Source organism: Streptomyces sp. NBC_01257 (assembly GCF_035917255.1).
GTDB lineage: Bacteria > Actinomycetota > Actinomycetes > Streptomycetales > Streptomycetaceae > Streptomyces.
The window spans coordinates 3878405-3891490 of the sequence record NZ_CP108472.1 but is presented as its reverse complement, the minus strand read 5'-3'; the positions used below and the strand labels follow the sequence as shown (position 1 = coordinate 3891490).

Genomic DNA, 13086 nt, shown 5'->3' with positions numbered 1-13086 from the left:
ATGCGTGCTCAACGTAGTCCCTGGGTCTGACATCGTGACCGGGGTTGGGAAAAACGTACGGCGCACGCAGAAGGTTCCCGCCGTTTGTCCGAACTTCCTTACGCGGACGGCGAGTCGGCATCCCGGTCGCCGCCGTCCGGCGCGCTGTCCGGCGGCTGCGGTGCGCCGTAGAGGTCGCCGTACGCGGGATATGTGCCGCCGCCCCCGCGGCCGTTGACGCCCGTGGCGGCCCGGACGGCCTTCACGATGGCACGGGTCACGGCCTCCGCACCCGCCGCCAGCAGGTCGTTGAGCGCGATCGGGTTCGCCGGGTCCAGGGTCCGCCCGCCGGTGGAGAGGGCGAAGACGGTGTCCCCGTCGGTGAGCAGGTGCACGGGCCGGATGGCGCGCGCCAGTCCGTCGTGCGCCGTCCCCGCGAGCTTCTGCGCCTGTGCGCGGCCGAGTGCGGCGTCCGTCGCGACGACGGCGAGCGTGGTGTTGAGCGGGGGGCGCGTGTCGGCGTCGCGCGCCTGTGCCAGGCGCCGTTGCGCCGTCTCGTGGATCTCCGGTGCGGGGGCGACGGCCGGTTCGGTGCCGCCGTACTCCCCGTACAGCACTCCGGTGCGCGGATCGAGCACCGAGCCCGCCGCGTTTACCACGGCCAGCGCCGCGACGGTGATCCCGGACGGCAGCAGGACGCTCGCCGTGCCCACCCCGCCCTTCAGCTGCCCGGCCACCGCGCCCGTGCCCGCGCCGACGCACCCTTCGGCGACCGCCGCACCCGGCTCCGTCCGCGCCGCGTCCTCCACCGCGGCCCGGCCGGTCGTGGCGTCGGGCCGCGCCCGCCAGTCGCCGCCCCGCCCCAGGTCGAACAGGCACGCCGCCGGGACCACCGGAACCACCTGGGCCGGATCGGCGCCCACCCGCACACCGCGTCCCTGCTCCTCCAGCCAGGCCATCACCCCGGACGCCGCGTCCAGGCCGAACGCGCTGCCTCCGGTGAGGACCACGGCGTCGATGCGCTCCACCAGATTGCGCGGATCGAGGGCGTCCGTCTCCCGGGTGCCGGGCCCGCCGCCGCGCACGTCGACGGCCGCGACCGCGCCGCCCTCGGGGGCGAGGACCACGGTGGTGCCGCTGAGGGCGCCGTCGCCCGCGACCCGGGCGTGCCCGACGCGCAGGCCGGGGACATCGGTCAGCGCGTCCCGTCGGCCCGGTGCCTGCTGCGTGGGTGCCGTGGTGTCCTGGCCGGTCATCCGGTGCTCCTCGTGGTGCGGGGGCCGACTGCGGGGCCGCAGGCCCGGGGGGCATGGCGCTGCGGGGCCGTGCACGGTGAACGTACCCGCCGGGCAGCGGGCGAGCCGGGCGGGCCGAAATATTGTGCATGCGTTCACAAGCGAACGATGGTCCAAGGTTCCGGCGGAACGGCCAGCTCGGACGGGGTATGCCCGGCCGGCACCGGGGACCGGCGGGACCAAAGGTCCTGACGACGCGACGCTGCGCGACGTCGACCTGGTCCTGCTCGACATCAAGTCCTGGGACCGTGCCACGTACCGCGAGGTCACCGGCCGGCCGTTGCAGCCCACCCTGGACTTCGCCCACCGCCTCGCCCGGACTCGGCAAGGAGGTGCACGTCCGCTTCGTGCTGGTGCCCGGACTGACCGACGACCCGGCCAACGTCGACGGGGTCGCCGCCTTCGCCGCCTCCCTCGGCAATGTCTCGCGCGTCGACGTCCTGCCGTTCCGCAAGCTGGGCGAGGCGAAGTGGCAGGCACTGGGCAAGCCGTTCACCCTGCACGACCCCGTCGCCCACCCACGGGCAGGTCGACGCCGCCCGGGAGGTCTTCACCGCCCACGGACTGCACGCGGTGTGAGCCGTTCCTCCGGCCCTTCGTCCGGCCGTGCGTCCAGCCGTTCGCCCGGATGCCGCCGGGCCGCGACGCGCTCACCCCGTAGGGCCATAAAACAGGACTAATATCCCCATACGGCCCTACGGTGACGGGGTGACCGAGCCACCAGAAGCCTCCGCTTCAGCCGCGCAGTCCGACCCCGGTGCCAGCACCGGCTCCACCGGCGCGGCCGTCGCCCCGCCGCCCGCCGACGGGTCCGCGCGCGCCGGGGCCGCCGTCCCCCGGTCCGTCACCGCCCGCGCGACCGCTGCCGGCGTGATCGTCTCCCTCCTGCTGATCGTGGCCATCGTGCTGGGCAGCAGATTCCTGGAGAACTTCGACTCCGCACTCCTTCCGTACGCCGTGGCCACGGTCTTCCTCGCGTTCGGCGTCGCGTACCGCTACACGGTCTGGGTCTCCGCACCGGGCGCCCGCCGGTTGTTCAGGAAGGGCTGGGGGAGCCTCTTCTCGGCCGCCAACTTCCGCAAGGCCCCCACCGCCCTGCCGAAGATGATCGCCACCTATCTCGGCTTCCAGAAGTTCCTCGGCGCCCGCTCCCACGCCCGCTGGGCCGCCCACCAGCTGATCTTCTGGGGCTGCATCCTCGCGTCCCTGATCACCTTCCCGCTCACCTGGGGCTGGTTCACCTTCACCTCCGGCAGCGGCTCGGGTCCCGGCTACGAGATGCGCATCTGGGGCTTCAAGATCATCGGCTTCGACTCGCTGGACATCCTCGGCTGGCTGATGTTCCACGGCCTGGACATCGCCGCCGTCCTCGTCATCCCGGGCGCCTCCTACTTCCTGTGGCGCCGGATGAAGGACCGCGGCGCGATCACCGGCCAGCGCTTCGGCTACGACCTGGTGCCGCTGATCGCGCTGATCGTCATCTCCGTGACCGGGCTCCTCCTGACCTTCTCGTCGATCTTCCTGCACGGCGGCGGATACGAGTTCCTGGCGATCCTCCACATGGTCTCGGTGGTCTTCACCCTCATCTACATCCCGTTCGGGAAGTTCTTCCACATCGTCCAGCGCCCGGCCGCCGTCGGCATGCAGCTGTTCAAGTACACCGGGCGGCAGGACCAGGAGGTCTTCAGCTGCCGCCGCTGCGAGGAACCCATCGACACCGCCCCGTACGTCGAGAACCTCCGCGGAACCATGCGCGACCTCAGCCTCGGCTTCGACGAATGGGCCGAGTACTGCCCGCGCTGCAAGCGGGTGCTGCGCGGCAGCGCCTATCTCTCCCAGGTGAAGAAGGGCTTCAAGTGACCGCGGATCCGCGAGCGGCCGACACCCGTGCGGTCGTCCCCCTCGACCCCTCCCTCGCCCCGCCTGGCACCCGCGCCTTCCGCGACGCCGGGGGCATCCCCGCCGACCAGTGGCACGCCGACCAGAACGGCGAGACGCTCGTCCCCACCCACTGCTGCTTCTGCGGCGTCCAGTGCGGGATGTATCTGCGCGTCGACCGCGGCGGCAAGGTCTTCGGCGTCGAACCCCGCAACCACGACATCAACCGGATGCGCCTGTGCCCCAAGGGCATCAACGCCTACCAGCAGGTCAACCACCCCGACCGGCTCACCGCCCCGCTCATGCGCCGCTCCCGTGACGAGGAGTTCCGGGAGGTCTCCTGGGACGAGGCGCTCGACTTCACCGTCGCCGAGGTCAAGCGCATCCAGCAGACCTACGGGAACGACGCCTTCGGGCTCCTCGGCGGGGCGAGCCTGTTCTCCGAGAAGACCTATCTGGTCGGCAAATTCGCCCGGGTCGCCCTCAAGTCCCGGCACGTCGACTACAACGGCCGGCTCTGCATGGTCAGCGCGGCGGGCGCCAACAAACTCGCCTTCGGCATCGACCGGGCCGGCAACCCCTTCTCCGACATCCTCCTCACCGACTGCCTGCTGATCGCCGGCTCCAACGTCGGCGAGTGCTTCCCCGTGATGACCCAGTACGTGTGGGGCGCCCGGGACCGCGGCGCCAGCCTGATCGTCATCGACCCGCGCGAGACCGCCATCGCCCGGACCGCCGACATCCATGTCGCCCTCAAGCCCGGCACCGACTCGGCGTTCTTCAACTCCGTCCTCCACGTGGTCATCGAGGAGGGCCTCACCGACGAGGCCTACCTCGCCGAACACACCACCGGCTGGGCGGAGGTGAAGGCCAAGGCAGCCGAGTACCCGCCGGCCCGGGCCGCCGAGATCTGCGGGATCCCCGCCGAACAGGTCGTGGAGGTCGCCCGCACCTTCGCCCGCGCCCCCAAGGCCATGGCCTGGCACGCCCGCGGCATCGAGCACCACTCGCAGGGCGTCGAGAACTGCCTCACCGTGATCAACCTCTGCACCGCCACCGGACACATCGGCAAGCCCGGTGCCGGCTACGGCACCATCACCGGCCAGGGCAACGGACAGGGCGGCCGCGAGCACGGCCAGAAGTCCGACCTGCTGCCCGGCGGCCGCTCGATCATGAACGAGGAGCACCGCCGGCAGATCTGCGAGATCTGGGGCATCGAGGAGTCCGAACTCCCGCCCGCCGGAACCTCGATGATGGAAATGGTCTGGCAGATGCAGCGCCGCGAGATCCGCGGACTGATCGGCATCTGCAACAACCCCTTCGTCTCCCTGCCCAACTACAAGGTGGTCAAGGAGGGATACGACGCCACGGAGTTCCACGCGCAATTCGACTTCTTCCTTTCCGAGACCGCTGCCAACGCCCACGTCGTCTTCCCCGTCACCACCTGGGCCGAGGACGAAGGGGTGATGGCCAACGCCGAGGCCCGGGTGGTCAAGCACAACAAGGCCCAGGACCCGCCCCCCGGCGTCCGGACCGACACCTGGGTGATGTGCGAACTCGCCAAGCGGCTCGGCGCGGGCGACAAATTCGCCTTCGCCGACTCCCGCGAGGTCTTCGACGAGCTGCGGATCGCCTCCGCCGGCACCGTCAACGACTACTACGGCATCACCTACGAACGGCTGGAGGAGACCGGCGGCATCGCCTGGCCCTGCCCCTCCACCGACCACCCCGGCACCCCCCGCCTCTTCGAGGACGGCCGGACCTACCACCCCGACGGCAAGATCCATATGCAGGTCGTCGACTGGCACCTGCCGATGGACCCGTACGACGACGACCACCCCATGTCCCTCACCACCGGTCGCACCGTCGCCCACTTCCTCTCCGGCAACCAGACCCGCCGTCTGGGCGCCCTCGTCGAACAGACCCCGCGCCCCTGGGCCGAGATCCACCCTTCCCACGGCTTCCGCAACGGCGAGCCGGTCCGCGTCGTCACCCGACGCGGCAGCGAGGTCTTCCCCGCCCTGGTCACCGAGGCGATCCGCCCCGACACCGTCTTCATCCCGTACCACTGGCCGGTCCCCACCGCGGCCAACGCGCTGACCATCGACGCCCTGGACCCGCGCTCCAAGATCCCCGAGTACAAGGTGTGCGCCTGCCGCATCGAGCACGCCGAGAGGATCGACGAGGTCCCCGCGCCCCCGGTCGCGCCCGGCCATGTCGCCTACCCGGAGACCCAGGTCTCCCGCACCGACCCGCTGCCCCCCACGTCCCCGCAGGGCCGTGGCACCTCGGAGAGGAGCTGATGCCCGCATGATGGGCAGAACGATCTTTATCGACCCGGGGCGCTGCATCGGCTGCCAGGCCTGTGTCTCCGCCTGCCGCGAATGCGACTCGCACCGGGGCAAGTCGATGATCCACCTCGACTACACCGACGAGGGCCAGTCCGTCGCCTCCCTTCCCACGGTCTGCATGCACTGCGAGGACCCCGTCGCCCCCTGTGCCGAGGTCTGTCCCGCCGACGCGATCCTGGTGACCGCGGACGGCGTGGTGCAGCAGGCCGACACCACCCGCTGCATCGGCTGCGCCAACTGCGTCAACGCCTGCCCCTTCGGCGTCCCGAAGATCGACCTCCAGGCGAAGCTGCAGATGAAGTGCAACCTCTGCTACGACCGCACCGCCTACGGCCTCGCCCCCATGTGCGCCACCGTCTGCCCGACCGGGGCGCTGTTCTACGGAACCGTCGAGGAGCTCCAGGCGGAGCGCCCCGGAGTCCAGGTCGCCGACACCTTCGTCTTCGGCGAAACCGAGGTCCGCACCGGCGTCGCCATGGTCGTCCCCGCCGACCGCGTCCAGTGGCCGGTGCCCGGCGGGCTGCCCGTCGTGGAGATCAACGGGAAGGACGTCCGCCGATGACCGTCACCGAACAGCCGTCCCCCGGGGACCCGGGACAGCCACCCTCCGGGGACCCGCGCGAGGCCCTCCACGACCGGATCGCCGCGGACTCCCTCACCACCCGCCGCGACTACCTCCGGATCGTCGCCACCGTCTCCGGCGGCCTCGCCGTCGGCGGACTCGGCGTCGCGGCCGGCATGCTTCCGCGCCACGGGGACCCGGAGGACGACAAGGCGCCCGCACCGAAGAGGGTCAGCTCCCAGCTCCTGCCCGGCGAGTCGATCGCCTTCAGCTACCCGGAGGAGGAGGACAAGGCGGTCGCCGTCCGGCTCGACGACGGCACCCTCGTCGGCTACTCGGCGATCTGCACCCACCTGGCCTGTGCCGTCCTCTGGCGGAAGGACCGGGGCTCCGAGGGCGAGCTGTACTGCCCCTGCCACGAGGGTGTCTTCGACGCCCGCACCGGCGAGGTCACCGCCGGACCGCCGCCCCGCGGCCTGCCGAAGGTGGTCCTCACCGAGCAGACGGACGGCAGCGTCTGGGCGGTCGGCACCACCCGTTCCGGCGAGAGCGTCGAACACGGGCTGTGCCGCCAGCTCGGCGACGACCGCCCGGACCTCGCCGCCAGGATCGGCTGCCCCGGAGTCCGCGGCGGAGCCGAGGCCCCCGAGGCCGCCGGCACCTCCCGTACCCGGGCCAACGAGCCCGAGACCTCCGGCAGGCGGACATGAGCGACGCCCAGCAGCCCACCGGCCCGCACTACCCGGAGTACCACCCGGGCAGCGCACGGCCCGAACTCAACCGGCCCGTCCACGAGCGCTACCCGCAGATCAGGTCCACCAGCGGCTACGGCGACCCCCGTGTCCGTCACACCGGACCGGGACCGGGAGCCGGGACCGGCCAGGAACCCGAGCGGTCCTCGAAGCTCACGGCACGGCTGGTCCTGGCCATGACCGTCGTGATCGGGCAGCTCTGGGGGCTCACGGTCGTCATCGACGCATGGATGGAGGGCCACTCCGGCACCGCCTGGTGGGGGGCCGGCTTCCTCTGCCTGTCGTTCCTCGTCGTCCTCGGACTCTGGTGGCTCGACCCGAAGGACCGCTGAGCGGGGCCGCGCTCCGGGGCGCCCCCGGTCTCCCCGGAGCAGCCGTACCCTGGAGCTATGAGTACCGCCCCCGCCTCCGGCCCGCGTGACGCGAAGCCGAACCCGCCGGACCGGCCCGAGCAGCCCAAGCCGGCACTGATCTTCGACGATCCGCTGGACCGGCAGTCCGCGGACGACACGGACCGGGGATGGGGAGAGCGGGCCCCGTCCGGCGGCAGCGCCGCGGACCTGGCCCGGTTCCTCGACGAGAAGCCCCCGCACCACATCTGAGTTCTGGCACTGCGACGAGGCAGCACTCGCTGGATTGGGTGCGAACAGGTCATAGTACTCAAGGGCGAATGGTCACTGAACCTGTTGCTAAAATCCGCGCGTCGTCGGTAGGACACACCATTACGCTGAGCGTGAGTTTCAGTTGCGAGAGTGGACCGTGGGTGCTGGTGCGATGCGCATGCTGGTAGTCGCTAACATGCCGCTGGAACCTCGGGTTCATCCTCGTCACAGGGTGCCACTCACGAAGTGCTGGCTGCTGGTCGGCGGGGGCTGCTCAGCGATTGCGCGTGGCGTCAACGAGGTTTGCGCGCCCCGCGGTTCTGGGATTGGCAGCCGTTGTGGACAGTCTTGGCAGGCGTGGTGAGGGGCGAACTCAAGCGGTCAACGCGCCATTGCTGTTCAAGTCGTCTGGTCACTGGTGCGCAGCAGAGCAATGGCCAACGTAGCTTCCGCGCCTCCGACGGCAAGCTACGCAGGAGGCAATTCAGTTCCCGTCTCATCGTCGACTGTCCCACCGCTACGAGCCTATCTGTCAATCGCCGAATCCACCTTGGAAACTTCAGTAATAAATCACTCTTTCGCTGAAGGTGCACTATGATGAGGGAGGTACGTGAGCAAGTTAGAGCTTCAATGCAAAATGGCCCCTCCTGAGAAACGAGGAATCGCAGAGGTCGAATGATCCGTAGACTGCCACCAGATTTATCGTTCCGGTAACATGATAGGACCGCATTTCAGGTGAACACCGAAATAGGTAAATTCCCACCGATTAAGCGGCGAATTAAATGGGCAGGGTCTTCCCTGGCTCTGTTCGTCGTGCTGGCGTCCTCTGCCTGTTCATCTGGAGAGCGTGCCCGCGGCGCTAGGGAGAGTGCATCTCCGCCGGAACCTGATGACGGAGGATATGCGTTTACTCTCCCTATTTCGCGATACAGTTACTCTTCTGCTGAAGTGAGGTTGATGGAGGCAGCCAGGGGGAAGATCACTCAGGAATGCATGAAGTCTCTCGGGTTGCATTATGAAATTCCTGCAGAATCCACTAGCGAGTCGACTATTTCCGATCGACGATACGGGCTTTCAAGTTCCATTGAGGCCGCACGGTACGGATACCACCTACCAGCGCAACGGTTGAAGCAGAGGGAAAGTTATAGTCAAGAAATTGGGATGGCACTCACAGGGGAAGTTCAGAAAGGTGTCCATAGTTCCCCCGTTGGGGAAATGAACGGAGCGAAAATTCCGCAAGGTGGATGCCTGGGGGAGAGTGAACGCGAACTGCCATTTTCGTCTAGTGCTAGTCGTGGCGCCGAGATCGCACGAGCTGTCGATGTGTCTAGTTTTCAAGAATCAGAAAAATCGCATGAGGTACTGGGCTCTTTTAAATCGTGGTCGACGTGCATGAAGAACCGGGGTTATTTGTATACGTCTCCACTGAAGGCGCTGGAGGATAAGAGGTTCATGCGGAGCGAGCCTCACGAGCTAGAGGTCGCTACGGCTGTAGCGGATGTGGAATGCAAAAAGAAGGGTAATGTTCTAGCCACTTGGTTTTCAGTGGAGGTTAAGATCCAGGAAAGAATGATAAAAAATCATTTGAAGGAGCTCGGCGAATTGCATGACATGCATGTCATGCAAATTTCTCGAGCGAAGCACATATTGTCCCACGGGGAAACCCGGTAAGCGTGTTGGTAAAATCTCTGCATAAAGCTATAGAGGGGATGGGCGCTTCCTTTCACCGAAGCGCCCATCCCCTCTGCAGCGGACTAGAACAGGTGGCACTTAGTTTCGTAGTCAAAAACGATTGAAGCGTTCTCGTTGTACGTGGCGATTAGCTTGGGTGCGCCGTGATTCCGATACATCATGTCACACGGACCGCCGTAGTTACTGTTGAAGTGTATCTTGACGTAATTCCAGCCGATGGTAGTGTCTTTAGTTCCGAAAAACTTTGCCGACGCTGCATTATTCTTTACGGCTTGGCCTGAACCGGCGCTTCCGCCTCCAAACTTATAACCGGCAAGGTCGGGAATGTTTTGATCCCAAACGGAGAATTTCCCATTCGCGTACTCGCTGTTATAGTAGAGGCTGATGCATCCCGTCTTGTAAGTGGCGCTGCAGTTCGTCCCTGTTCCTGCAAACGAGGGTGTAGCGAAGGAAATCGCTGCCGTAGCAGCCAGAGCACTTACCCCGATTGCTTTGAATTTCAGAGCGGTGCGCAAAGTGTGACCTCCCGGTTGATTACCTGTAAGTGATCTTAGCAGGAGCGCGACTAGCTTTGTGGAGTAATCCCGTTGTTCTCTGCGGTTAAGTGTGACGCTTCTTTACGGGCTATTTCGGGTTGTGTGGTGAAGTTTCCGAAGAGTCCAGGGGGCGAGCCTGCGGCGTCGTTGGGTTTGGCTCGTTTCGCCTGCTGGACAAGGGTGTTGCGCCAGAGGTGGGACGTAGCAGGCGCCGTTGTCGGTCAGTACGCGTTCGACGCTGATCCCGGCCCGGGCGAAGAAGGCGTGAGCGCGTTGCCAGAAGCCGACGGCGGTTTCCTTCTTCTCATCGGTGAGGATCTCGCTGTAGGCGAGGCGGGAGTGGTCGTCGATGGCGTTGTGGATGTAGCTGTAGCCGACGCCGGAGCGGGTCTTGCTGCCGGCCGTGCGTCCGAGGGTCTTGTGGCCGCCGCCGTCGGGGATGTTGCCGAGCTTCTTGATGTCCACGTGCACCAGTTCGCCGGGCTTCTCGCGTTCGTAGCGGCGTATGACACGGCCCGTGCCACGGTCCAGATGGGCCAGGCGGGCGAGGCGGTAACGGATCAGGACGCGGTGGACGGTGGCGGGATTCAGCCCGAGGAGGTAGGCGATGCGGGCCGGTCCCCATCGGCGCAGTACACGGACCTTGATGATCCGGCGCTCGGTGCGGGCCGGTGTCCGGCGTGGACTGCGGTGCGGGCGCGAGGACCGGTCGGCCATGCCCGCCTCGCCCAGTTCGCGGTAGCGGCGGGCCCACCGTTGAGCCGTGGTGGGTGAGACCTGGAAGCGGCCGGCGGCCCGCCGCGGGGGCCAGCCGTTCTCGACGACGCAGCGGGCCAGACGCAGGCGTCCGGTCTCGGTCAGGGGTGCATTACGGTGGGGCATGAGGGCCTTCTGATCGTTCCGTGTAGATGTCGCAATCCACACCGAACCCGGAAGGCCCTCACTCGTTCAAGATCACCCCACCGTGAAACCTGTCACCAACCTCCGTGGACAGAACAGCTAGTCCTGCCTGCCGGCCGACCCCGGGTCCTCGCCAAGGCCCCCGCCGAACGGGCCGTCGTTGCTGCTGCTGCCGCTTCCGCTCGTTCCGCTGCCGCCGGAGCGCTGCGCGACCAGTGCGTCGCGGATCTCCTTGAGGACCTCCAGCTCGCTCACCTCCATCGTCTCCTGCACGCCCTCCTTCGCCGCCTGCATGGCGGCCCGCCTGGCGAGGTACTTCGCCATCGGGAGCACCATCAGGAAGTAGACGACGGCGGCGGTGATCAGGAAGCTGAGGGTGGCGCTGAGCACCGAACCCCACAGGATCCGGATGCCCTCGGTCACCTCGCCCGTCTTGGGGTCCGTCACACAGGGGCCCTTGAGGCAGGAGCTGTAGCTCTCCAGGTCCTTGCTGCCGAACGCGCCGACGAGCGGATTGATGACGCCCTTCACGATCGCGTTCACGATGTTCGTGAACGCGGCGCCGATGACGACGGCGATCGCCAGATCGATCACGTTGCCGCGCATCAGGAAGGCCTTGAAGCCGTCCAGCAGACTGACCTTTTTCTTCTCGCTCACGCGGGAGCCGTCCTTCGTGTGTGCCGTAAGGGGAGCAAACTGTTCCGCAACTTACGGCAGCACAAGGGGGATCCACCCCATTCATGGCTGATGTCAGGTGACGTGATGGTTCGTCAGTACGAATCAACACAGGATCACCGCAAGTCCGGCAGATGTTCCCGCTCCGGCCAGGGCCGCCGCCGTCGACCGCGGCACCGACAGCACGATCAGCGCCCCGCTCTCCACGGATGCCCCGGCCGGCGCCGACGGTACCCGGTCCACCCGTGCCCCCTCGGCGAGCACCCGGCCGTCGGCCCCCGCGGTGCCAGCAGCGACCACATCGACCCGGTCTCCCGGCCGCAGCAGCCGGACGGTCTCCGCGTCGGCGATCCGGACGGGCGCGGACACCAGCCGGTCCTGCGGCGAGGCCCGCTCCGCCGCCGCACCGGTCGCCTCCGCACCCCCGTGCCCGCCGCCGGCCCCGTCGTCGCCCCCGCTCCCGCCCCCGCCGAGCCCCGAGGCGGCCAGCGCGGCAGCCGTCAGCGCCAGCCCCGCCGCCATCGCCCGCCGCTGCCGCCACACCGCCCTCCGCAGCCGGTGCCCACTGCCCCCGCGCACCCGCAGCGGAGGAAAGAGCGGCACCCCGCAGGGCGGCGGTGGGGCGGGAGGGGGTGGAGACGCGGACGTCGGAGAGGGAGAGGAAGAGCGGGAGGGAGAGGGAGAGCCGTACGAGGACATGGCAAACACCGCCTGCGGTCAGGGAGTTCAGCGAACCGGGAAATCGGAGGAACCGAAGTGTGGTGTCCGGTCGGAGAGGACCGGCCGGACACCACTCACGATCCACCACCCGCGCGTTTCCCGCTGAGCCCTGTGGACGACTCGGGCGATGGGGAAAACTCCCTCACCCTGTGGGGCGGTCCGGAACCGCAACGGTCACCCGGAGACGGTTCAACCGCCACCCGAGCCGCTCCACGACCGCCCTACGGCAGCTCGATCCCCGTGTCGATCCCGTCCAGCGCGTGGGCACACGCGCAGTCGCGGTCCGCCTCCGCGGGCAGCTCGGCGACCGCCTCGAAGAGCACCGAACGCAGCCGGGAGACATTGTCCGCGAACACCTTGAGCACCTCTTCGTGGGAGACGCCCTCGCCCGCCTCCGCGCCCGCGTCCAGGTCCGTCACCAGCGTCATCGTGGTGTAGCAGAGCCCCAGTTCACGGGCGAGCACGGCCTCGGGGTGTCCCGTCATCCCGACCACCGACCAGCCCATCGCCGCGTGCCAGCGCGATTCGGCGCGGGTGGAGAAGCGGGGGCCCTCGACGACCACCAGCGTGCCGCCGTCCACCGCCTCCCAGCCCTTCGCGCGCGCCGCCGTGAGGGCGGCCCTGCGCCCCGCGGGGCAGTACGGGTCGGCGAAGCCCAGGTGCACCACGTTCGGGACCACGCCGTCCGCCCGGGTCTCCCCGTCGTAGAACGTCTGGACGCGTGCCTTCGTACGGTCGACCAGCTGGTCGGGTACGAGCAGCGTCCCCGGCCCGTACTCCGGGCGCAGTCCGCCCACCGCGCACGGGCCGAGCACCTGGCGTACGCCGACCGAGCGCAGCGCCCAGAGGTTGGCCCGGTAGTTGATGCGGTGCGGCGGCACATGGTGGCCGCGTCCGTGGCGGGGGAGGAAGGCGACCCGGCGGCCGCCGATCTCGCCGAGGAAGACGGAGTCGCTCGGCGCTCCGTAAGGGGTCTCGACGCGCACCTCGGTGACGTCCTCCAGGAAGGAGTAGAGCCCCGAACCACCGATCACGCCGATCTCTGCCGTACCGCTCTCCGCGTTCACCATGCGATCACAGTAGCGGGGGCGGGAAACGCCGAGGACCCCGCCGAGTGGATCAGCGGGGTCCCGGTGAAGAGGCC

11 protein-coding genes and 2 pseudogenes are annotated in these 13086 nt (G+C 68.1%); 7 read left to right on the top strand and 6 right to left on the bottom strand.

Annotated features, from left to right (window positions below):
• Nucleotides 1-98: 98 nt before the first annotated feature.
• Nucleotides 99-1235: a P1 family peptidase gene (locus OG408_RS16530; RefSeq protein WP_326670541.1), complete on the bottom strand. Its 1137-nt coding sequence runs from the start codon at nucleotides 1233-1235 to the stop codon at nucleotides 99-101.
• Between the two features lie 232 nt (nucleotides 1236-1467).
• Here OG408_RS16530 and OG408_RS16525 point away from each other — a divergent pair.
• The 7 genes and pseudogenes from OG408_RS16525 to OG408_RS16495 form a co-directional block, all read left to right on the top strand.
• A pseudogene (locus tag OG408_RS16525) lies at nucleotides 1468-1853 on the top strand (radical SAM protein); the annotation flags it as partial.
• A gap of 129 nt (nucleotides 1854-1982) precedes the next feature.
• Nucleotides 1983-3134 (top strand): MFS transporter, encoded by a 1152-nt coding sequence (locus OG408_RS16520; protein ID WP_326670540.1) that lies wholly within the window; start codon nucleotides 1983-1985, stop codon nucleotides 3132-3134.
• Nucleotides 3131-5455 carry a molybdopterin oxidoreductase family protein gene (locus OG408_RS16515; protein ID WP_326670538.1) on the top strand — a complete coding sequence of 775 codons (2325 nt, stop codon included), beginning with the start codon at nucleotides 3131-3133 and terminating at the stop codon, nucleotides 5453-5455. Before OG408_RS16520 ends, OG408_RS16515 begins: the two co-directional genes overlap by 4 nt.
• A gap of 7 nt (nucleotides 5456-5462) precedes the next feature.
• On the top strand, nucleotides 5463-6065 hold the full coding sequence (locus OG408_RS16510; RefSeq protein ID WP_136327991.1) for a 4Fe-4S dicluster domain-containing protein: 603 nt from the start codon (nucleotides 5463-5465) through the stop codon (nucleotides 6063-6065).
• A complete protein-coding gene (locus OG408_RS16505; RefSeq protein ID WP_266779864.1) occupies nucleotides 6062-6775 on the top strand; it encodes a Rieske (2Fe-2S) protein in 714 nt (237 codons plus the stop codon). Before OG408_RS16510 ends, OG408_RS16505 begins: the two co-directional genes overlap by 4 nt.
• Nucleotides 6772-7149 (top strand): hypothetical protein, encoded by a 378-nt coding sequence (locus OG408_RS16500; RefSeq protein ID WP_326670536.1) that lies wholly within the window; start codon nucleotides 6772-6774, stop codon nucleotides 7147-7149. The genes OG408_RS16505 and OG408_RS16500 overlap by 4 nt, the downstream gene beginning before the upstream one ends.
• A 57-nt stretch (nucleotides 7150-7206) precedes the next feature.
• Nucleotides 7207-7419 (top strand): hypothetical protein, encoded by a 213-nt coding sequence (locus OG408_RS16495; protein ID WP_266779862.1) that lies wholly within the window; start codon nucleotides 7207-7209, stop codon nucleotides 7417-7419.
• Between the two features lie 1754 nt (nucleotides 7420-9173).
• On the opposite strand, the gene OG408_RS16490 is transcribed toward OG408_RS16495, so the two are convergent.
• The 5 genes and pseudogenes from OG408_RS16490 to OG408_RS16470 form a co-directional block, all read right to left on the bottom strand.
• Nucleotides 9174-9626, bottom strand: a complete 453-nt coding sequence (locus OG408_RS16490; protein WP_285565009.1) for a peptidase M23 — start codon at nucleotides 9624-9626, stop codon at nucleotides 9174-9176.
• 222 nt (nucleotides 9627-9848) lie between these two features.
• Nucleotides 9849-10529: pseudogene (locus tag OG408_RS16485) on the bottom strand (IS481 family transposase); the annotation flags it as partial.
• Between the two features lie 117 nt (nucleotides 10530-10646).
• Nucleotides 10647-11204, bottom strand: coding sequence for a large conductance mechanosensitive channel protein MscL (locus OG408_RS16480; RefSeq protein WP_285565008.1), 558 nt, complete (start codon nucleotides 11202-11204; stop codon nucleotides 10647-10649).
• 123 nt (nucleotides 11205-11327) lie between these two features.
• Nucleotides 11328-11801 (bottom strand): hypothetical protein, encoded by a 474-nt coding sequence (locus OG408_RS16475; RefSeq protein WP_326670533.1) that lies wholly within the window; start codon nucleotides 11799-11801, stop codon nucleotides 11328-11330.
• A gap of 362 nt (nucleotides 11802-12163) precedes the next feature.
• Complete coding sequence (locus tag OG408_RS16470) at nucleotides 12164-13012, bottom strand: S-methyl-5'-thioadenosine phosphorylase (RefSeq protein ID WP_266779859.1); 849 nt, start codon at nucleotides 13010-13012, stop codon at nucleotides 12164-12166.
• Nucleotides 13013-13086: the final 74 nt, after the last annotated feature.

What these genes read in the sequence shown, in the direction of transcription:
- OG408_RS16495 (WP_266779862.1), top strand. Translation starts at nt 7,207, where the DNA reads ATGAGTACCGCCCCCGCCTCCGGCCCGCGTGACGCGAAGCCGAACCCG.
- OG408_RS16530 (WP_326670541.1), bottom strand. Translation starts at nt 1,235, where the DNA reads ATGACCGGCCAGGACACCACGGCACCCACGCAGCAGGCACCGGGCCGA.
- OG408_RS16505 (WP_266779864.1), top strand. Translation starts at nt 6,062, where the DNA reads ATGACCGTCACCGAACAGCCGTCCCCCGGGGACCCGGGACAGCCACCC.
- OG408_RS16470 (WP_266779859.1), bottom strand. Translation starts at nt 13,012, where the DNA reads ATGGTGAACGCGGAGAGCGGTACGGCAGAGATCGGCGTGATCGGTGGT.
- OG408_RS16500 (WP_326670536.1), top strand. Translation starts at nt 6,772, where the DNA reads ATGAGCGACGCCCAGCAGCCCACCGGCCCGCACTACCCGGAGTACCAC.
- OG408_RS16510 (WP_136327991.1), top strand. Translation starts at nt 5,463, where the DNA reads ATGATGGGCAGAACGATCTTTATCGACCCGGGGCGCTGCATCGGCTGC.